This window comes from Labrenzia sp. THAF191a (assembly GCF_009363335.1).
In the GTDB taxonomy this organism is placed as follows: Bacteria; Pseudomonadota; Alphaproteobacteria; order Rhizobiales; family Stappiaceae; genus Roseibium; species Roseibium algicola.
Window position 1 is genome coordinate 2,082,692 of record NZ_CP045333.1, and the last position, 20,842, is coordinate 2,103,533.

The 20,842-nt window shown below is 61.9% G+C and carries 17 protein-coding genes; 4 read left to right on the forward strand and 13 right to left on the reverse strand.

Annotated features, from left to right (window positions below):
• Position 1: 1 nt before the first annotated feature.
• The 8 genes from FIV05_RS09675 to FIV05_RS09710 all read right to left on the reverse strand — a co-directional run bounded on the left by FIV05_RS09675 (position 2) and on the right by FIV05_RS09710 (position 7,881).
• Positions 2-730 (reverse strand): SDR family oxidoreductase, encoded by a 729-nt coding sequence (locus tag FIV05_RS09675; RefSeq protein ID WP_152509411.1) that lies wholly within the window; start codon positions 728-730, stop codon positions 2-4.
• Between the two features lie 27 nt (positions 731-757).
• Positions 758-2,005 (reverse strand): sugar ABC transporter permease, encoded by a 1,248-nt coding sequence (locus FIV05_RS09680; RefSeq protein ID WP_152509412.1) that lies wholly within the window; start codon positions 2,003-2,005, stop codon positions 758-760.
• A 14-nt stretch (positions 2,006-2,019) separates the two neighbouring features.
• Complete coding sequence (locus FIV05_RS09685; protein ID WP_055661540.1) at positions 2,020-2,826, reverse strand: ATP-binding cassette domain-containing protein; 807 nt, start codon at positions 2,824-2,826, stop codon at positions 2,020-2,022.
• A gap of 95 nt (positions 2,827-2,921) precedes the next feature.
• The gene (locus tag FIV05_RS09690; protein WP_062491318.1) at positions 2,922-3,974 is read right to left on the reverse strand and encodes a sugar ABC transporter substrate-binding protein; all 1,053 of its coding nucleotides are present in this window, start codon (positions 3,972-3,974) and stop codon (positions 2,922-2,924) included.
• A 399-nt stretch (positions 3,975-4,373) separates the two neighbouring features.
• The gene (locus tag FIV05_RS09695; RefSeq protein ID WP_152509413.1) at positions 4,374-5,471 is read right to left on the reverse strand and encodes a LacI family DNA-binding transcriptional regulator; all 1,098 of its coding nucleotides are present in this window, start codon (positions 5,469-5,471) and stop codon (positions 4,374-4,376) included.
• Positions 5,472-5,658: 187 nt separating this feature from the next.
• Positions 5,659-6,456, reverse strand: coding sequence for a substrate-binding domain-containing protein (locus FIV05_RS09700; protein ID WP_152509414.1), 798 nt, complete (start codon positions 6,454-6,456; stop codon positions 5,659-5,661).
• A 154-nt stretch (positions 6,457-6,610) separates the two neighbouring features.
• Positions 6,611-7,375, reverse strand: coding sequence for an anti-sigma factor (locus FIV05_RS09705; protein ID WP_152509415.1), 765 nt, complete (start codon positions 7,373-7,375; stop codon positions 6,611-6,613).
• A complete protein-coding gene (locus FIV05_RS09710; protein ID WP_197923201.1) occupies positions 7,372-7,881 on the reverse strand; it encodes a sigma-70 family RNA polymerase sigma factor in 510 nt (169 codons plus the stop codon). Before FIV05_RS09710 ends, FIV05_RS09705 begins: the two co-directional genes overlap by 4 nt.
• Before the next feature lie 171 nt (positions 7,882-8,052).
• Between FIV05_RS09710 and FIV05_RS09715 the strand changes: the two genes are divergently transcribed.
• The 3 genes from FIV05_RS09715 (at position 8,053) to FIV05_RS09725 (ending at position 9,845) form a co-directional block, all read left to right on the forward strand.
• Complete coding sequence (locus FIV05_RS09715) at positions 8,053-8,484, forward strand: nuclear transport factor 2 family protein (RefSeq protein ID WP_055661544.1); 432 nt, start codon at positions 8,053-8,055, stop codon at positions 8,482-8,484.
• A gap of 216 nt (positions 8,485-8,700) precedes the next feature.
• Positions 8,701-9,096, forward strand: a complete 396-nt coding sequence (locus FIV05_RS09720) for a Rid family hydrolase (RefSeq protein ID WP_152509417.1) — start codon at positions 8,701-8,703, stop codon at positions 9,094-9,096.
• A 65-nt stretch (positions 9,097-9,161) separates the two neighbouring features.
• Positions 9,162-9,845: a YafY family protein gene (locus FIV05_RS09725; protein ID WP_152509418.1), complete on the forward strand. Its 684-nt coding sequence runs from the start codon at positions 9,162-9,164 to the stop codon at positions 9,843-9,845.
• A gap of 55 nt (positions 9,846-9,900) precedes the next feature.
• On the opposite strand, the gene FIV05_RS09730 is transcribed toward FIV05_RS09725, so the two are convergent.
• Both FIV05_RS09730 and FIV05_RS09735 read right to left on the reverse strand, forming a co-directional pair.
• A complete protein-coding gene (locus FIV05_RS09730; RefSeq protein WP_152509419.1) occupies positions 9,901-12,279 on the reverse strand; it encodes a DUF2309 domain-containing protein in 2,379 nt (792 codons plus the stop codon).
• A 15-nt stretch (positions 12,280-12,294) separates the two neighbouring features.
• Positions 12,295-13,857 (reverse strand): proton-conducting transporter membrane subunit, encoded by a 1,563-nt coding sequence (locus FIV05_RS09735; RefSeq protein WP_152509420.1) that lies wholly within the window; start codon positions 13,855-13,857, stop codon positions 12,295-12,297.
• A 99-nt stretch (positions 13,858-13,956) separates the two neighbouring features.
• Here FIV05_RS09735 and FIV05_RS09740 point away from each other — a divergent pair, with 99 nt between their 5' ends.
• Positions 13,957-14,847, forward strand: coding sequence for a LysR family transcriptional regulator (locus FIV05_RS09740; protein ID WP_152509421.1), 891 nt, complete (start codon positions 13,957-13,959; stop codon positions 14,845-14,847).
• A gap of 50 nt (positions 14,848-14,897) precedes the next feature.
• Here FIV05_RS09740 and FIV05_RS09745 read toward each other — a convergent pair whose 3' ends face one another.
• Genes FIV05_RS09745 through FIV05_RS09755 form a run of 3 tightly spaced genes read right to left on the reverse strand, consistent with a single transcriptional unit; the run spans position 14,898 to position 20,669 of the window.
• Complete coding sequence (locus FIV05_RS09745) at positions 14,898-16,403, reverse strand: efflux transporter outer membrane subunit (protein WP_152509422.1); 1,506 nt, start codon at positions 16,401-16,403, stop codon at positions 14,898-14,900.
• 10 nt (positions 16,404-16,413) lie between these two features.
• On the reverse strand, positions 16,414-19,551 hold the full coding sequence (locus FIV05_RS09750; protein WP_152509423.1) for an efflux RND transporter permease subunit: 3,138 nt from the start codon (positions 19,549-19,551) through the stop codon (positions 16,414-16,416).
• Positions 19,551-20,669: an efflux RND transporter periplasmic adaptor subunit gene (locus tag FIV05_RS09755; protein ID WP_205838739.1), complete on the reverse strand. Its 1,119-nt coding sequence runs from the start codon at positions 20,667-20,669 to the stop codon at positions 19,551-19,553. Before FIV05_RS09755 ends, FIV05_RS09750 begins: the two co-directional genes overlap by 1 nt.
• Positions 20,670-20,842: the final 173 nt, after the last annotated feature.

Consider the following 20,842-nt stretch of genomic DNA (forward strand, 5'->3'; position numbering starts at 1 on the left):
CTCAAAGGTCCACACTTTGCGGCAGGATGACAAGGTCCCTGATGGTGACGCCGCGCGGGCGGCTGAGCATGAACAGGACGGCATCAGCGACTTCCCGGGGTTGCATCAGGCTGCCGTTGGCAAGGGCTTCGTCCATCTTTGCCTTGGGCCAGTCATCGAGAAGGGCTGTAACCACAGGTCCCGGCGCGACCGCACCAACGCGCACCCCGTGTTCGGCGACCTGGCGCCGTACCGTGTGTACGAAGGCCTGCACGGCAAATTTCGAGGCGGTATAGATTGGTTCCCAGACGACCGGCACAAGGCCGGCGATGGAACTGGTGACGATGATGTCGCCGGTCTTGCGTTCCACCATATGTGGCAACACGGCGCGAATGGAGCGGAACGCGGCATTGATGTTGAGATTGAGCACCTTGTCCCACTGGTCCGGGTCACCGTCGACGACGCTGCCGCCGACATAGGCTCCTGCATTGGCGTGGAAGATGTCGAGGTGTCCGGTCTTTTCCACGATCCGGTCCAGCATGCCATCGACAGCGGGCCCGTCCATGAGGTCGACCACCAGCGGAATGGCGTCCGGTCCGAGCTCCTGGCAGATCGCGTTCAGTCTGGCTTCGGCACGGTCGATCAGGACCACCCGGCAGCCGGCTGCAAGCAGGCTCCTGGCGCATTCCAGGCCGATCCCGGACGCGGCACCGGTAATGGCCGCGACCTTGCCTTTGAGTTCATCGGTCATGTTCGAAATCCTTGAATTGAAATCCGGTCAGGCGCGGCCGTGAGAGACGCGGCTCTGGCGGGCGAGACTGTCGACGATGACGGCAATGGCGAGCACGCAGCCGGTGATCATGTAGCGGAGCGAGGACGACATGTTCAAAAGTGTCAGCCCGTTTGAGATCGACTGGATGACGATGATGCCAAGCAGCGCCGACCATGCCGACCCGCGTCCGCCGAACAGGCTGGTACCACCGATAACGGCGGCCGCGATGGCGTTGAGGTTGACGTCACCGGTGCCTGCCTGCTGGCTGGCGGAGGCAAGCCGCGCGGAAGACAGAACACCGCCGAGGGCCGCCAGCAGCGAGCACAGCGCAAAGGACGTGAGGTAGGTGAAGGTGACATTGATGCCGGCTCTGCGCGCAGCCTCCGCGTTGCCGCCGACTGCCTTCACGGACCGCCCCCACTGGGTGCGTGTGAAGACATAGTTCATGACAACGACAAGCAGGGCGAAGAGGCCGAACATCCAGGGCACGCCGCGACCGAGGTTCAGATAGAAGACGGCGGCTTCGAAGGCGATGGTGGTGAACAGCGCCTTGAACACTAGCCCGCCAACAGAGCCAACGGAGAGATTGGCTGCCTGGCGCTGGCGCCGGTTGCGAATTCCCATCACGAGAATGGCGAGGCCAGGCAGAAGTGCGACTGCGTGAGAGGCCCAGGCAGGCATCATCAGAAGCTGGCCGAAGTTCACCATCCAGGAGCCGTAGGGCAGGTTGATGGAGCCTGTGGAGCCGAGCATGTAGAGCTGCAGGCCGAGAAGCGCCAGCAGACCGGCGAGGGTCGAGACGAAGCTGGGCATGCCAAGCTGAGTGCGCAGCAGTGCATAGACCGAGCCGATGACCGCGCCGGTGCTGAGCGCCGCCAGGATCGCCAGCGGCAGCGGAACGCCCTGGTTGACCCAGAGCACGCCGATCAGGGCCGAGCCGACACCGCTCATGGAGCCGACGGATAGGTCGATCTCGCCGAGCATCAGCACGCAGACGATGCCGAGCGCGATGACGCCGACTGTCGAGCAGTCGAACAAGAGGTTCACAAGGTTGTTCGGCGTAACGAACAGCGGATTGAGAATGGTGAAGACCGTCCAGATGACGATGAGGCCGACGATGACGGGCAGGGAGCCGAGGTCGCCTGCCTTCACACGATCGATGAAGGCGCTGATGACGTCGGTCAGGCTGCTGGCATGCTTGACGCGCGTATCGCTGCGGTCGAGCAGCCGGGGTTCGGGAGCGGAGCCGTTCATGGTGGTTTCCTTGTTTATGCCGTGGCGCCTGCGGCCGCCCGTTTGCTGGCGCGGCGGGTGACGGCATTGTCGGTTGCGCCGGTAATGGCTCCGACCAGTTCCTCGTTGGACGATTGCGGCGAGAACACACCGTTGTTGCGGCCAAGCCGCAGCACCACGATGCGGTCTGCGACCGCGCGCACGTCTTCCATGTTGTGGGAGATCATGATGACGCCGAGGCCCTTGTCGCGGACCCGCTCCACCAGGTTGAGAACTTCCGCCGTCTGGGCAACGCCAAGGGCGGCGGTCGGCTCGTCCAGCATGATGATCTTCGGGTTGAGCAGCAGGGACCGGGCAATGGCGACGGTCTGGCGCTGGCCGCCGGACAGCGAGGCGATCGGTTCGCGCACGCTTGGAATTCGGGCCGCCAGCTCGTTGAGCAGCTCCCAGGAGCGGACTTCCATGGCCACTTCATCCAGATGCCAGGGACTGCGTTCCTGGCCCAGGAAGATGTTGGCAACGACGTCGAGGTTCTCGCACAGGGCGAGGTCCTGGAACACGGTTGCGATGCCAAGGTGCAGGGCGTCGCTCGGCCCGTGCATCGTCACCGGCTTGCCTTCGAAGTGAATGGTGCCGGAAGTCGGCGCGTGAACGCCGGAGAGCACCTTGATGAGGGTAGATTTTCCGGCGCCGTTGTCACCGACAAGGGCAACGACTTCACCTGGATGGACGTCCAGCTCGATATCGGTCAATGCCGACACCGCGCCGAAGTTCTTCGAAATGCCCTTGAGGCTCAGGATCGGCTGCCGATCCGTGGCGGATTGGGGAGAAGTGGCGGTCATCTTGTCCGGCTCATGGTTTTCTGGGTCTTCTGGATGGCCGCCCGGCCTTCCGGGCGTCGACCTTTTGGGTCGGGCGGCCTGCTTGGGAGGAGGAGTTATTGGATGCCGAGTTCCTTGCAGCCTTCGGCATAGCGGCCCGTGCACAGTTCCTCAGCCGTCTGGATGCCCATATCGATGATCTCTTCCTTCAGGTTCTCGCGCGTGACCACGGCCGGAACGAACAGCTCGGAAGGTGTTTCGTAGAGCGTCGTCTTGGCTTCCGGCGTTTCCCCGTTCAGGAACTGCACGGCAACCTTGGCAGCCGCCGCGGCAACGATTTCAGAAGGCTTGGAGATCGTGTTGTACTGGTCGCCGGCAATGATCAGCTGCAGGGCCGCGATGGTGGCATCGTTGCCGGTTACAGGCGGAAGCGGGTCGACGCCGGCAGCCTTCAGGGCGGCAATGGCGCCGCCGCCGGTGCCGTCATTGGCCGCTACGATGCCGACGATCTGATCGCCGAAGCGGGTGATCTGGCCGCTGGCCCATTCCTGGGCTTTGGGCGGTGCCCAGTCCGGCGTGTCGAATTCGGCCAGGGTCTTGTACTTACCGGTGGCGATACCTGCATGAATACCGTCCTTGATCAGGCCGGCAGCGGCATCGGTGGGCGAGCCGTTGATCTGCAGCAGGCCGCCGGCCTCCGGCGAGATGCCCTGTTCTTCCAGATGGCGCACCAGGGACTCGGCGATTGCCTTGCCGATGCCTTCATTGTCGAAGGAGACGTAGTAGTCGGCGGTCTTGTCCGGGATCGGGCGATCGTAGGCGATCACTTTCACGCCCTGGCTCTGGGCAAGGGCGACGAGCGAGGCGGCCGCGCTGGAATCCACCGGATCAAGCACGATCACCTTGGCGCCTTGTGTCAGAACGGAGTTGAACTGCTGCTGCTGGCGCGCCACGTCTGCATCCGCGTTCTGGTAGATGACGGTGCAATCCGGGCAAAGCTTCTCCATTTCCGCCTTGAAGCCCGGGAAATCATGTTCCTCGTAGCGGGTTGATGCCTGGTCTGGCATCAGGAATGCGACGGTGCCGGACGCAGCCTGGACAGCGGTTCCCTGCAGCAGGGCGGCGGCAACGATGGCCGCTCCGGCAAGTTTCTTGTTCATCGGGTTCATTTCAGTTTCCTCCATCAATAAAACGGTCCGTCGGCCCCGTCCTCGGGTGCGCTCAAGACCGGTTGGTTTCCTGAAAGACCACTGCTAATCTTGGCCGAGCATGATCGAGTCCGCGCAGAAACCCTGACGCTTCGGCCGGTGCAACGGCACGGGGCGTCTTTACGGGTTCCGGCGGATGAGAGGATCTACCTGCCGCTTCGGTTAGTGGGTATTTCAGGACGATCTTGCCGACGCGCGGGGTTGCTCACCGCACTCCGCGCGTTTCTCGTCCGGATCAACGGGACTGATAGCGTTTGAGTGTCCGTTGATCCTGAAGTCCGATTTTCCTCCTCTTCCTCCCATGTGTCCGTGCGGTCTTTGCCGCCTGTCTGCCGTCGTGCCCTGTTGAGGCGGATGGCATCAGTGGATCTTCTTTTCCTGCCCTTCCGCCGAGGCGCTGTCCCTCGGTGCCGGGGTGTGTGTTTGCGAATGCATGTCTTCGCCTGCTTCGAGATCGCGCACCGAGGCACGGACGATCAGGCTCGCGTTCAGCACTGCCGGGGTAACGGGTGCCTTGCTGTCACCCTCGATCCGCTGCAGTAGCCGGCGCCAGGCGGTTTCCGCGATTTTGTCGACCGGCTGTCGGATGGCCGTCAGTCCGGTGTTGCGGGCGGACATCCAGGCATAGTCGTCAAACGCGACGACAGACGCGCGGCTCGGGATGTCGATCCGGTGTTCGGCGAGGGCCGACAACACGCTGAGTGTCGTGACGTTGGTAAGCGCGATGATTGCTTCCGGCAGGGGATTGCGTTCCATCCAGTCCAGGAGCGTCCTGGTGCCTGCGGTGATATCGGAACCCAGATTGAGAATAGTTGGCCGTTTGCCGGTTTGCGCCTCGATGATGGCGGCAGCCCCTTCCGTTCTTTCCAGGATCGGAGGGTGATCCAGGTCGGAAACGCCGATTGCAATGTTCTGGTGGCCTCGCTCCAGCAGATGCCTTGCGGCAATCTCGCCCGCCTCACGGTTGTCGATGGTCACCGTATCGGCAATTGCCCCTTCTGCAGCAACACGGTCGACCAGAACCATCGGCAAGGTGGATTTTGCTTCCTTCAGTTCCGGCGGCATGGTGCTTGAGCAGGGCACGGCAATCAGCCCTTCCGGCCGCCATGCAAGCAACGCCTTCAGACGTGAGGATTCCACCGCGCGGTCGTTATGGGAGCTGGCGACGATCACGTCGTAACCTTCCGCTGATGCGGCGGTTTCCAGTCTGGAGACGATGGTGGCAAAAAAGGTGTCGGTGAGGTCGGGGACAATTACCGCGATGATACGGGTTCGGCCCGAGCGCAGCTGGGAAGCGGCCCGGTCGAGCTGGTAACCGAGTTCGCGCGCAGCCTTGTGCACGCTCTCCTTCAGCTCGTCGTTGACCGGTTTGCGCCCGGAAAAGACGTTCGATACCGTCGCGATCGACACGCCCGCAAGAGCGGCGACTTCCTTGATGGACGGTTTTTTCCGGGACATCTGCCAGCGCCTCCCAACGCTGTTAAACGTTTTACAGTTAAACGTTTAACAGTGCGGTTTGAGGTTGGCAAGCGGAAAAATGGGAAAGGTAGGCTCAGAGCGTTTCGGAAAGGCGTTGCATCCCCCCTCCGCGCCCTGGGAGGCATGGGCGCGGAGGGGGGGCTTGGCAAAAGGGGAAAGCGCGGTGTTAGCGCTTCCAACCCTCGGTTTTCATCAGGGCCGCGGCTTCCGGGGTCTGGAGGAAGTCCAGAAAAGCCTTGGCTTGCGGGTCGGCGTCGGGGGAAAGCACGACGTTGACATCGCGCCAGATGCGACGGTTTTCGTCCAGTTCAACAAGGCTCAGAACGTCCGGGTTGTTGATTGGCCAGTTCGGCCAGGTGATCCAGGCATCGGCCTCAAGGTCCTTGAAGGCCCGGAAACTGGCACCGGAGCCTTTTTCAAACGCGACGATGTTCGATCTGAACGCCGACACGTCACCGAGATTTCCGGTCCTTCCGGCGATATCTTCCCAGACACCTGTACCGGATGTGTTGGCGACACCGGCGCCCTCGGTCACGACGATCTTGATCCCGTCCTTGAGCAGGTCTTCAAAGCCCTCGATCTTTTTCGGATTGTCCGCGCGCACGGCGATGATGGCGGGCCGGATATAGATCGGCTGAACCTGGGAAGAGTCAAAATTGCCATAGGTTTCCAGAAACGCCGTCATGGATTGTTCGGATGTGCCCCAGAGGATATCGGCATCCGCCTGGGCTTTTGCGGACCAGGTGGTTTCCGGGCCGGCCGTGATTTCGACCTTGTTGCCGGTTTTTTCTTCAAAGGCTTTTGCAACTTTCTGGAACGCCGTGTGCGGGCCGCCCGCACCATAAAGTCTGACAACTCCGTCGGCGGGGCGGTGTTTGATGGATGGATCGGCGAGTGTGCTTTCCTGGGCGAGTGCAGGGCCGGCGCAAACCAGCAGCGCGAGAGCACAAAGGGAGGTTTTCATATCGGAATTCCTGAATTCTGTTGGCTTGTGACGCATGCGCGCCGAAGGCGGTCTTGCACCGCCCCCGCACCTGACTACGCCGGCCGGCTGCCAGGTCTTCCCAAGGGCGGGGTCACGAACACGCGAGGTCTCTGTCAGAATGGTCTGGCGACTTTCAGTTCGATTGTTGCGCCGGGTCAAGCTGGGTCTGGATCAGGTGGGCAAGGTTCAAAAGCTGTGAGCGCGGCATGTCGCCGGTCACTGCGTAAGTGAACCCGGTGTCGCTCCAGAAAAACGCCTGTTCCGTGCCGGATTCCGCGAACTGGAATTTCGGTTCACCGTCGACCCCGCGGCGCAGATAGACGGTCACCCGGTTGCCGTCCGCATCGTCATACATGAGTTGCGCTGCCGGATCCGCCCCGCTGGGCAGCAGGCGTCCACCCATCAGCGTCAGTCCGGCAACCCGCAGATCGGGAATGCGGAACGGATGGTTCAGCCGATTGCCGAGCCAGGTCGCCAGATGCCGCTGGTCGCTGGCTGCCACCTCGACCGGATGGGCAACCTCAACGGTGAATGTTCGGTGAGCCGTCAGGGCATCGGTCAGGAAGGGCTGATACGCTGGCAGGCTTGCATCCGGTTTCAGCGACCAGCCGGCAAAGACGCCGACCAGCAGGGCCGCAGCGATGGAGGCGGCCATGCCGGCGCGCGGCAGCCATCTGCCCCCTGAAGGCGCGGTCAGGCCGGGAGGTTCTGCAGTCACGCGGGAATAGGCTGTCTTCAGGTTTGCCGAGATCCGGCGGTCCGCCTCAACCCGGGCGGCAGCTTCCGGATTGTCCCTGAGATAGGTTTCGACCTCGCGTCTGCGGTCCGCAGGCAGCTCGTCGTCGACGTATCGAACGAGGTCTTCCTCCCGGATGGGAGGCTCCGTCTGGGAAATCATGTCACGCTCCTTAGATGGGGACGCTCGGAGGCGCGGGGGTCTTCTCTCAGTCTGGCACGGGCGCGGCTGATGCGCGACATGATGGTTCCTTCGGCAACGTTCAGGATTGCGGCGGCTTCTGCATAGGTAAAGCCTTCCACGCCGACCAGGAACAGTGCTTCGCGCTGGTCTTCTGGCAAGGCCAGCATGCGGTTCAGCAGATGCTTGAGCTCGGCGCTGTCCTGCTGCGAGGCGGGCGCCTGAAGCTGGTTTTCCAGATCGTCCAGGTCGATATGGTTCGAATGGCGCCGCAAGCGCCGCCAGCGGCTGACGTGAAGATTGCGCATCATGCGGAAGAGCCACGGCCGCAGCGGTACGGACGACCGGCGAAGGCTCCATTTGCGCAAGGCCCGTTCCAGGCAGTCCTGCACAAGGTCCTCCGCTTCCGCCTGGTCGCAGGTCAGCGTTACCGCGTAGCGATGCAGCGCCGGCGTCTCCCTGAGCAGGTTTTGGGTATTGTCGGGCAAGAGCTCTTCCTCGTGGACACTACTGACACCAACGCCTGTGCTGCGCGAATTATTCCGTCGCCGGCGAAAAAGATATTTCGGCTCCTTCGGGAAGGAAAACATTGCCACCTGCGTGGACAGCACCGGATGCGGCCGATCGCATCTGGAACAGTGAACGAATGGAGATCTGAAATGAAGCCGATCAGTCAATTTGCCGCTACTGCCTTCGCAGGTACGGTTCTGTTTGCATCCGCAGCCCTGGCCGGGCCGGGTGAAGACCTGGCACGTACCCATTTCAACAACATCGCAACCGGCAAGGTCGATGCCCTCAAGGCGTCCTATTCCGACAAGGCCGTGCTGGAATGGGTCGGTGGCCCGCTGGATGGTGTCTATACCGGTGCTGCAGACATAGGCACGGTCTGGACCAAGTTCACAGGGGCGCAGGGCAAGTTGAAGGTCGATGTCTCGAATGTTCAGGAAAATGCCAATCCTGCTGGCGTGACGGTGACCGCCAATGTGCGCTTTTCCGGCAAGAACACGATCCCGGTCCGCTACGTCCTGACCTATCGGAGTGGCAAGCTGGCAAGCGAAGTCTGGCAGATCGACCCCAAGCTCGCGAAGTAAGCCGGCATTTCCCTGCCTGCTGTTCCCGCTTGCATGGCAGGGGAAACCGGCGCGCAAGCATCCTGCGTTTGCAAGAACGCAGGATGTCTTTTTGCGCAGGGCAAGGCCCCGTTCTCGAAAAATTCGGCCCGGGCACAAACTCTCCTCTCACCACGGTGACAGGAGGCCTGTGGTTGATAGGCGTTCTCTTGTTTCAGAAGATCGAAAGGACGCCCCATGAACAGAACTCCCGTCAATCCCTGGCCCTGGTCGCTCAGGCTCGGCTACAATCAGGCCGAAATTGTTGAAGGCATGGGCAGGCAGCTGATCTGCGCCGGACAGACCGCTGTCGACGAGGAGGGAAATCCTCAGCATGCCGCGGATATGCGCGGTCAGATCGAGCTTTCGCTGGACAACCTGGAAGCCGTACTGGCCGAAGCGCGGATGACCCTGGCCAACGTCATTCAGGTCAAGGTCTACACAACGGATGTGGACGAGGCCCTGAAGAATTTCGAAGTCCTGGGAGCGCGGTTCGGCCGTCTTGACGCTGCGCCGCCAATGACACTACTTGGCGTGAGCCGGCTTGCGCTTCCTCCGCTCATGTTCGAGATCGAAGCGACCGCTGCCGACTGAGGCCCGACACCTGAATGCAGCTTCGAAGCGGTTGCATCCGGTTTTCTGGAGCGTGAGGAAACGGAATGCGACGCGCGGAAAGACTGTTTCGGATCATCAACGAGATGCGGACCCGCGACGTTATCCGGGGCGCAGAACTTGCCGAACGGTTCGAAGTCAGCCTCAGCACAATTTACCGGGACATCGCCCACCTTCAGGCGTCCGGCCTTCCCATCGAAGGGGAGGCCGGTATCGGTTATCTGCTGCGTCCGGGCTTCGATCTGCCCAACATGACGTTTACCCATGATCAGGTCGATGCGCTGGCGATCGGCCTTTCCTTTGTGGAACGCACGGGCGACCCGGCGCTGGCATCGGCGGCACATGAAGTGCGTGCCATGATCCAGGCCGGCATGCCGGATCCCGATAAACGCAAGCTGGCCGACGCGCCGTATTTCAGCCTGCAGATCAAGAACAGCGCCCCACCGACCGTCAGCCTGATCCGCGAGGCCATCCGGATGCAGCTCGTTGTCGATATTTGTTACGAGGATGCCGATGGAAAACCCACGGAGCGCAGCGTCCGCCCGCTTATCATCTGGAACATGACAGACGGGTGGATGTTCAGTGCGTGGTGCGAAATGCGTCAGGCTTTCCGCACCTTCCGTTTCGACCGTATCGTGAAACTGAGCGTCACAAGCACGGTTTTCGAGGACGACGAGACAAGAGGACTGCGTGCTTTCCTGGCAACCGAGCCTTGCGAGGAAGAGGGGTAGCCGGAGCATCCTACAGGTCCAGCGACCACCGGTCACTGGACTGGCCCTTTCAGGATCAGGCTGCCAGGCTGGTCATCTCTTCCTCTGCCCAGGAACCATCCGGCTGGTAGCGCGCGGCCATACGTCCGTTCCGAAGCGTGAACAGATGCAGCCAGCCATTTTCGAAAAGGTTCCGGACATCCGGGTGCGCATCCAGAATGGTAGATATCGCCGCTTCGGGGGCTTCGATCAGAACCGACAACCGGAGAGGGGTGTGCATCCCTTTCTCGCCATCATGCAGTGCCTGTGCAGGTAGGCCGGGCCGCAGGCGCCCGCCGTTGCCTTCCACAACGCCAATGCCGCCAACCACGTTGTGGATGAGTTTGTTGCCGCCACCGAAGACATCCGGCGCAACTGAAGAGCCATAGTATTGCAGGCTGATCCAGCTCGCCACGACCACCGGGGCGGTGAGGATGAGTTCAAGCGTCTTGAAGTCCTTGTCGGTTTTCCAGTCGTAGCTGTGAAGGAAGGCGCGACCTTCCAGATTGGCCTTCGATGTCAGATTTCTGGGGGCAGCGATGAACGCGGCACAGTCTGCAAGTCCCCACTCCGGCCTGATTTCGGCCCAGTTGAATGCTCTGGCAGCAATGGAGGCAGCATTCGTGCCCGGCAAGCGCAAGGCGCGCTCGGCCCGTGCCTCGGCTCCCGCCCGTTTCAACCATTTTTGCAGAAGGTCGAATTCATCCACCGGGCCGGATTGGTCCTTGTCGAACAGGGTGATCTCGTCTGTAGTCGTGTCGTGGAGCGCCGCGACAAACCGGGTGTCGTCAGGCAGAGCAATGCCGTGGGCGGCAAGTCCGGCGCGGGTTTCGGCATCGTTCAGCAAGCTTGCAAGCAACCGCGCTGAAACCTCGCCTGAATGGCCACCGCACGCGCCGCAATGATAGGCGCTTTCATGCGGATTGTTTTTCACATTGGCTCCGTGGCCAACCAGCAAAACCATCTGCGCATGATTGTTCGTGAGGCTCATGGCCTTCAGGACCGCAGCGGCGGTCGCTGATTTCGTCTCGGCATCAAGCGTCGGGTCGAGCCTGGGGGCGGCGCTGGTCGAGACCTTTCTTGTGGGGCGGCCGAGCGAATCCTTCACCAGCTTGGTGACATACAGTGGGCCGGCAGCTTCCACATAGGCGAAGGACGAGACAGCGGCCTGGCGGAACCTGTCCAGTGCCCGTATGGCCCGCGCACCGATGCGTGCCGTCTTTTCCTCACCGGGAGAACCGTGGCAAGTTGACGTCATGGACGGTTTCAGCAAGACCGGCAGGTGATTTTCTTCAACATCGGAGCCGTGGTCCCGGTGAGCAGCGGGAAGACCGAAGAAACCGGCAAACCCGAGTGTTTCGATCGATGGGCTCTGGTTTTCCAGCGCCCGCCGGAAGACTTCCGAGCGCACGTCGATGCAGAACGCTGCCTGAAGGGCAGGGCGCTCCCCGGTGTTCCTGGTCGGTGCCTTCAACAGTTGTCCGAGAGACCGCTGGTATGCCCGCTCGGCCGCGTCCTGCAAAATGGCATCGATAATCTGGTCACGATCCGGAACAAGTGGCGCAGCATGAAGCTGAAGCGTGGCTTGCCACTGCTCGGCGATTGCCGGGAATCGGTTGAAAAGCGCCTCTTCCCAGATCAACCGGACGGCCAGCAGGTCGCCGAGCGTGCCGTCCGTCGTGCCGTCCTGTTCTGCCTGCCACAGCAGCCAGCGTGCATGTTGCGCCCAGCCTCCCAGGTCCATCAGCAGCCGGTGAAACAGGGTTTCGGCAGCCGGAACGCTGATGTCCAGCCGGTCGGTTACCCGCAGGATTGCCTGTTCGGAAGTATCCGGAGACGTGGTTACGTGGGAGCAGAACCCCGTCAGTCCGGCAATTTCGGGTGTCAGGTCACGGCTCGCCCAGGACCGCCAGGCAGCATAAGCGCCCTCGCCCGGGGCCGGAGACCAAAGCGCCTGGCCGCGGTCGAAGTAACCGGCGGCCCACAGACCAACGGTTTTTTCGATAACCGACGGCCAGTCAATGCCGGATACAGAAGCAGCGAGTTCGGCAATGGTTGGTACGGCTGCCGGTGCCGGTCCATCCATTTGGGCGACTGCCTTGAGCTGCGCGACATCCGCCGGCTTGTTACCGGCGTTGTATGCCTCAAGGGCGGCCGTCAGGTCTTCATCCAAGATGCGGCCACAGGCGATCTCGGCGCCGTAGTCGCTTCTGGGCCGGGTCAGGTGGATGCCACTCGTTCTGGCAAGGCGTGCGGATGCTTCCGCGAGGCTCTCTCCAGCCTGGCCGAGGAACGGATTGACGGCAACGGTCGCATCCAGCGGAAAGGCGGGCGGGATGGCCCTTATGGCTGACGTGCCTGCCTCGAGGATGCCCGAAACCCGTAGTGAGCTGAATTGGGTGTGCTTGATAAACATCTGAAGTGCCTCGTCTTACTTGGAGTTCGCAACCCGGTATCCGCCGATGAAACGGTCGAGGAGGGCGTTGAGGTAAAGGCCGTTGGCGATGTGAACGCGCAAGCCGGCGTTCGACGGGTGGTGTGACCAGAGGGGAAAAAGCGTCTGAGCAACGGCAACGATGCCGAAGGAAAGCACCGCCAGGACGATCAGTGCCCATTCGAGGGGGCCGGCGACAGGTGCCTGCGGCAGAGCTGCACCCCATAGAAGGTTGGCAACCTGCTGGAAGCCGAAATAGGCAAAGGCAACGATGACTGCGGCCAGCGAGGTGCGATACGTCAGTTCAGCGGGGGCCGCATCTGCAAGACCTTGCGCCACCAGATAGGCCACACCGAAGATGAGCATTGCTCCGATGGCAAGCGCCTGAGGGGTTTTCGGGCCTGCGATCATCGAGAAGGCGAAGGAGACTATCGCGTAGAGAAACAAGGCGATCGCGAAGGACCGGAGCACGTTGGCAACGCTGGGGATTGCGATCGGGCCGGGGCGCCGCAGCTTGGCCACGGCCAGAACCGCTCCACCCGAGGACAGGAAGGCATGGGCCTTGTAGAGGGAGTGCGCGACCACATGGAGCAGCGCGAGTGGCCAAAGACCGAGACCACACTGCAGCAGCATGAAACCCATCTGGGAAATCGTTGACCAGGCAAGGGCTGTCTTCACCGCGCTTTGGGTCAGCATGACCACTGCCCCGAAGAGAGCGGTCAGGCCACCAAGAGCCACGAGCGTGCCCATGGCGCCAGGACTGGCCTGAACCAGATCTGCCGTCCTGATCAGAAGAAACCCGCCGGCATTGATGATGCCTGCATGAAGCAGGGCGGAAACCGGGGTCGGCGCCTCCATGACTTCCGTCAGCCAGCCGTGCAGGGGGAAGGCGGCCGTTTTCAGCACGGCTGCCAGCACCAGGAACACCACTGCCAGATGTTCGACGAAGGAGAGATCAGGCCCGACCGTTTCAGAAAGCTGTCCAAGCTGTGCGGTGCCGGTGCTTGCCATGAACAGCCCCGCGGCCAGCAGCAGCGAGATGTCACCTGCATGCCAGACAAGCGCGAATTTGGTGGCGGCCCGTTGGGCGGCGGCGCGCTGCGGGTAAAACAGCAGAAGCCTGCGCAGGCAGAGGCCGATCCCGGCAAAGCCGAGGACAAGCAGGAACAGGCTGCCCGACTGGACGACCACCAGTACGGCCGCAAGTGCCGTGAGCATCAAGCCGTGGAAGGCCCCTTCTCGCGTTTCGCCGTCGAGGTAGGTCCGGGAGTAACGCATCACCACCCAGCCGATGAAGGTGACCAACAGGGTCATCGTCACGCTGATGGGGTCGAGCCGCACAACAAGCGTAAACGGACCCTCGAACAAGGTTGCTTCCGTTGCTCCCAAGACCAGAAGCTGCACCAGACCGGCAAGGGCAAGCACAAGGGCGATAAACGCACTTGCTTCCGAAGCCTTGGGATAGAGCCCTGGGCGGCGGCCCGGACACATTGTTGAAACGGCCGCTGAAGCCAGCAACAGCAACGGCGCAAGAAGGGGCAGGGGAAACAGGTACGGCATGGGAACCTCACGGACGCTGAAAGACGCCGTGGATATACCGCCTCGTTTTCTTGCAAAAAATTACATATTATAATCAAAATCGTTCTATAATTTGGAAGTATTCTCGTGCTGAACCTTCATCATCTGCGGCTTTTCCGGGCAGTTGCGCGGGATGGAACACTGACGGGAGCTGCCAGGGTGCTGAACCTGTCGCAGTCGGCACTATCCTCGCAGATCAAGACGCTGGAAGCCTCCCTTGGACACGATCTGTTTGAACGACGCGGACGTGGGCTGGTGCTGACGGAGGCCGGACGGATCGCTCTTGATCACGCGGAAGCGATCTTTCGGACCGCCGAGGACCTGACGGCGACCCTGCGCAACGCGGGCACCGAGCGCAAGGTTTTGCGGGTGGGAGCACTCGCAACGCTTTCGCGAAATTTCCAGATCGGCTTCCTGGAACCCCTGATCGGACGATCGGACGTCGAAGTGGTGCTGCGCTCCGGGGCGCAGGCAGACCTTCTGAGGGCATTGGAAGCACTGGCGATCGACGTGGTCCTGACAAACCTTGTGCCAGCCCGCGATGCCTCCAGTCCCTATCTCGTACATGGACTTTCCGAACAGCCGGTCAGCCTGATCGGACCCGCAACCGCAGCCGATCTGGCGGGGCTGCCCTTGCCGGAGCTTCTGTCTTCGCAGCCGCTGATCCTGCCGACGCCGGAATCGGCCCTCAGGGCATCTTTCGACGCGATGGTCGAGCAACTGGGTGTCGTCACCAAAGTTGCCGCGGAAGCCGACGACATGGCGATGATCCGCCTGCTTGCGCGTGCGCACGCGGGGCTTGCCGTCATTCCGCCGATCGTCGTGAGAGACGAGCTTGCTTCGGGACGGCTGATCGAGCTGGGCAGGCTGGAAGGGCTCAAGGAGGAGTTCTTCGCCGTCACGCTGCACCGGCGCTTCCCGAACCCGCTGGTCGCCGACTTGCTACAGGCTTTCAAAAACAAGACGGACTGAGCAAGGGTTTCAAGCCTTTGCCCAGTCCGAAACGTGGTGCCGAGGTCGTGTCAGTACGCGACCGACAAATGCGGGCCGGTGTTCTTGTCGACCACTTCCGGCTTGTCGGTTTCCACCTTGCCGGTCCAGCCGCCGCCAAGCGCCTTTTGCAGGGCGATGTAATAGGTGGTCAGGCGGACACGGCTCTGGATGAGCGTGTCTTCGGCGGAGTAGGTCGAGCGTTCAGCATCGAGGGCATCGAGGAAGCTGGCGGCGCCGGTCTGGTAGAGCGATCTGGAAAGCTCGGCGGCCGACTTGTAGCTTTCCGCCGAACGCCGCTGACTGGCGACACGCTTGCGTTCCTGGGTGAAGCCGACAAGAGCGTTTTCGACATCTTCCAGTGCCGTCAGCACCGACGCCTGGTAGGCGAGGAAATACTGATCGCGCTGGGCTTCGGCAATCTCGACGCCTGCCGCCAGCTTGCCTGCATTGAAGATCGGCACGGACAGCGACGGGCCGAAGGCCCAGCTGATCGAGGAATTCTTGCCGAGATCGCCAATGTCGGCTGCGGCGGTGCCGATGGAACCTGTCAGGCTGACGGAGGGATAACGCGCTGCCGTTGCCTGACCGATTTTCGCGGTTGCCTCCGCAAGCTGGCGTTCAGCCAGGCGAACGTCCGGGCGGGTCAGCAGGATGCTTGCCGGAATCCCGACAGGGATCGGCAATTTCGGTGTCGGGATTCGGCTGCTTGCCAGCAACCGGTCGGTAAGGGCAGTCGGCTGTTGACCGGTCAAAACACTCAGCCGGTGCATGGAGGCGGCAAGAGCTGTCTTCAGGGCCGGAATATTGGCCTCTGTCGATGCCGCCTGACCTTCCGCGTTGGCAACGTCGAGACCGGAGGAAGAGCCGGCCTGGAAACGCTTGCGGATGAGATCGGCCGAGGACTGCTGCGATTTCGCGGTGTCCTGCGCCAGTTTCAGCCGCTGCTGAAAGCCGCGCGCTTCGACATAGTTGGTGGCAAGGTCACCAATCAGGGTCAGCAAGCTTGCCCGAAGCTCTTCCTCAGCAGCATCAAGACCGTATTTGGCCGCTTCCTTTGCTCGGCGGTTCGCGCCGAAGATGTCGATCTCCCATGCGGCATCGAAACCACCGTTCCAGAGCGTGCCGACGCTGTCGGACCCGCTCGATTTGGAGCGGCTCACGCCGGCCGCACCGTCAAGGCTCGGAAAGAGCGACGAGGAGGCCTGTTTGTAGCTTGCCCGGGCTTCACGCACCTTGGCCTTGGCGGTGCGGACATCCAGGTTGTTCTGAACCGCGAGCGAGATCAGGCTGTTGAGCTGGGCATCGCCCAGCTGCGTCCACCAGTTGGCAAGTTGCGGCACGGAGGCAGGCGTTTCGCCTGTCGTGTTGCGCCACTTGCCGGGTACGGAGACATCCGGGCGCTGATAGTCGGGGCCGACGGAACAGGCACTCAGCAGGGTTGCCGCCATCAGGCCCGCTCCCAGCCGCAACCAGGTCTTGCGGCGCTGAGAGGGGACGGCGCAGGCAGAGCCGGCCTCAGGTTTGAAAAGGGTCATCGAAACTCTCTCAATGGGCTTTGCTGCCTGAAGTGTCGGGGGCTGCTTCGTTGGTCTGCTTGCGGCTGAAGATGCGCCGCACGGTGACGAACAGGAGCGGCACGAAAAAGATGCCGAGCACGGTGGAGGCGATCATGCCGCCCATCACGCCGATGCCGATGGAGTTCTGCGCACCCGAACCTGCCCCGGTGGCAATCGCCAGTGGCGTCACACCCAGGATGAAGGCGAACGACGTCATCAGGATCGGCCGGAGCCGCTGGCGAGCGGCGTCCAGTGTCGCCTGCAGCAGGTCCTTGCCCTGTCGTTGTTGTTCGATGGCGAACTCCACGATCAGGATGGCATTCTTCGCCGCCAGGCCGATGGTCGTCAGCAGGCCGACCTTGAAGTAGACGTCGTTGGTTTGCCCGAAGATCAGGGCCGCCGCCAGGGCGCCGAAGACGCCGATTGGGACCGACAGCATCACCGCGAAGGGGATCGACCAGCTTTCATAAAGGGCGGCAAGGCACAGGAACACGATCAGGATCGAGATCGCATAAAGCGACGCGGCCTGATCGCCCGAAAGCCGTTCCTGATAGGAAAGGCCGGTCCATTCATGAACGAAGCCTGCCGGAAGCTGGGCCACGAGCGCATCGATTTCCGCCATCGCGTCACCCGAGCTGATGCCGGGAGCCGCCTGGCCCTGCAGTTCCACAGCCGACGCGCCGTTGAAGCGCTCCAGCCGCGGGGAACCATAGGTCCAGCGCGATGAGGCGAAAGCGCTGAAGGGCACCATGTCACCATTGGAATTGCGCACGTGCCACAGGTCCAGATCGGACGGCTGCATGCGGAACGGGGCATCGGCCTGTACATAGACCGGCTTGATGCGGCCACGGTCCATGAAGTCGTTGACGTAGTCGGACCCCCAGGCAATCGACAGGGTGTCGTTGATGTCCGGGATGCCGAGGTCGAGCAGGCGCGCTTTCTGCGTGTCGATGTCGACCTTGAACTGCGGCTGGTCTTCCTGGCCGTTGGGCCGTGTCGCCGCCAGTTTGCCGGATTGTGCCGCCATGCCCAGCAACTGGTTGCGAACCTCCATCAGCCGGTCATGACCGGCGCCATTGATGTCCTGCAGGTAGAACGAAAAGCCGTTGGTGTTGCCCATGCCCTGAATGGAAGGCGGGGCAAGGGCGAACACACGGGCGTCCTTGAACTGCGAGAAGGCTCCCATGGCGCGGCCGGCAACTGCCTGGGCGGCAAGTCGCGGGTCTTCGCGCTCGGTGAAGTCCTTCATGCGGATGAAGGCGAGGCCGACATTCTGTCCCTGACCGCCGAAACCGAAGCCGGCGACGGTGAAGACGCTGTCGACCGCATCCGGCTCGTTCTCCATGAAGTGGGTGCGTACCTTGTCGAGCACGGTCAGTGTTCGGCCCTGGGTCGCGCCAACGGGCAGGTTGACCATGGCAATCAGAATGCCCTGGTCTTCCTGCGGCAGGAAGGAGCTTGGCAGGCGATTGAACATCCAGCCCATGGCAACGCCGATTGCGATGAACAGCACAAGGAAGCGCTTGCCGCGTTTCAGGATGCCGCCATTTGCTGCCCTGTAACCGTTTGCGCTTGCGTCGAAACCCCTGTTGAACCAGGCGAAGGGACCACGCTTGTGGCCGTGGTCACCCTGCTTCAGCATGGTGGCGCACAGCGCAGGCGTCAGGATGAGCGCAACGAATACCGACAGCACCATGGCCGAAACGATGGTGATCGAGAACTGGCGGTAAATGATCCCGACGGAGCCGCCGAAAAACGCCATCGGCACGAAGACGGCGGACAGCACAACCGCAATGCCGATCAAGGCGCCGGTGATCTCGTTCATGGATTTGCGGGTTGCCTCGCGTGGTGGCAAACCTTCCTCCGCCATCACGCGTTCGACGTTTTCCACCACGACGATGGCGTCATCCACCAATAGCCCGATGGCGAGCACCATGGCGAACATCGTTAGCGTGTTGATCGAATAGCCGAACAGCGCAAGCACCCCGAAGGTGCCGAGCAGAACCACGGGCACGGCAAGTGTCGGAATGATGGTCGCGCGCAGGTTCTGCAGGAAGAGATACATCACCAGGAACACCAGCACGACTGCTTCCAGCAGTGTGTGGACCACCTTCTCGATGGAGAGCTTCACGAAGGGGGTGGTGTCATAGGGATAGACCACGTCGACCCCGGCAGGCAGCGTGGAGGAGAGCCGGTCGATGGTGTCGCGTACCCGCTGGGCGGTGTCGATGGCGTTTGCACCGGTCGCAAGCGAGACCGCAAGGCCGGACGCCGGCATGCCGTTGTAGAAGGCAGAGGTGCTGTAGCTTTCGTTGGCAACTTCCACCCGGGCGACATCGTTGAGACGAACGACAGAGCCATCTTCGGAGCTCTTCAGAATGATGTCGCGGAACTGCTGTGCAGTCTGCAGGCGGCTGGAGGCGGTTATGGTCGCGTTGAGCTGCTGCCCCTCGGCCTGCGGCAGACCGCCAAGCTGACCGGCGGAAACCTGGGTGTTCTGGGCCTGGATGGCGGAGCTGACATCGCTCGGCATCAGGTTGTATTTCAGCAGTTTCGTCGGGTCGAGCCAGATGCGCATGGCATAGCCGGAGCCGAACAGCCGGGTTTCACCGACGCCCTCGACGCGTTTCAGCGTGTCGTTGAGCGTGTTGTCGACATAGTCGGCAATGTCGGTGGAAGTCAGGCGTCCGTCCGTCGAAACGAAGCCGAGCACCATCAGGAAGCCGGAAGTCGACTTGGTGACGGTGATGCCGGTGTTCTGGACGATCTGCGGCAGCTGGCTGGAAACAAGCTGCAGCTTGTTCTGCACCTGCATCTGGGCAACGTCCGGATCCGCCTTGGAGGAGAACGTCAGCGAGATCTGGGCTGAACCGGAGTTCGAAGACGTCGCGGTCATGTAGTCCAGGTAATCGATCCCGGACATGCCCTGTTCGATCACCTTGGTAATCGAGTTCTCGACCGTCGCCGCATCGGCGCCCGGATAATTGGCACTGATGTTGACCGTGGTCGGTGCAATTTGCGGATATTGCGAAACGGAAAGCGTCGTGATGGCCAGTGCGCCTGCCAGCATCGTGACAATGGCAATGACCCAGGCAAAGATCGGCCTGTCGATGAAGAAAGCTGACATCAGTCGGAAGTCTCACTTGTGTTCGACACCGCTTCACCGCGGCTTTCCACCTCCCCCGTTGCTTCGTCAATGGTCACCAGAGTGCCTGTTGCCTCCTGGCCGGCCCGCACGAACAGCGAGCCTTCAACGATGACCCGGTCTCCCTCCGAGATGCCTTCGTTGACCAGCCAGTTGTTGCCGATGTCGCCTTCGACCCTCAGGACGCGCTCTTCCACCTTGCCGTCCTGGTCGAGGAACAATGCCGTCGGTTCGCCTCTCGCGTTGCGCGAAACGGCGCGCTGCGGCACGAGGAACGAGTTCTGCGCAATGCCTTCCTCGACGATGGCCTGGACGTACATGCCCGGCAGGAGCAAACGATCGGGGTTCGGGAATTCGGCGCGCAGCGTGTAGGTGCCGGTTGTCGGGTCAACGTGGGCTTCCGAAAATTCCAGCTTGCCGGTTTCGGAGTATTCCTCTCCGGTTTCCAGCAGCAGGCGCACCTGCACGTTGTCACCGGACAACTTGATCCGGCCTTCGCGCACGGCCTTTCGCAGCTTCAGCAGGTTGGTGCTCGACTGGGTGACGTCGACATTGATCGGGTCAAGCTGACGGATGATGGTCAGCGGGGCCGACTGGCTGGCGGTCACCAATGCGCCGACGTTCAGCGTCGAGGCTTCGATGCGGCCCGAAATCGGTGCCTTGATGACGGTGTTGTCGAGATTGATCCTTGCAGTCTGCACGCTGGCCTTTGCGGAGGCGATGTCCGCCTTTGCCTGGGCGAGCGCCGCCTTGGCGTCGTCCAGCTCCTGCTTGGCGACGGCGTTCTGCGTGATCAGTTCCTCGTAGCGTTCAACTTTTGTCTGGGCGCTCGGCAGGGCAGCTTCCGCTTTCTGGAGAGCTGCCTGGGCGCTGTCGTGTGCTGCCTTGTAGAGATCGTCCTCGATCCGGTAGAGCACGTCACCGGCTGTGACCTCCGTGCCTTCCTTGAACAGGCGTTCCTTGATGATGCCGCCGACCTCGGGCCGGACTTCCGCATCGAGGGACGCTGCGATCCTGCCCGAAAGCTTGGCCGTGATCGCGACCGACTCGGGCTCAAGTTCGACAACGCCGACTTCCGGTTTGGGTGCGGCCCCTCGCATCTGCTGGGCCTGAGCAATGCCGGACCCCAGGTTGGTGGAAATCAGGAAAGCGATGAGAAAAGCACGGAACGGCTTCTTCGTAGAGCACAGGTACGCAGTGCTCGAACCGAGAGGGGTACACGTCATTTCCGGGAGGAACCTCTTTGGAAGCGAATGCTGTGGAGTATTAGAAA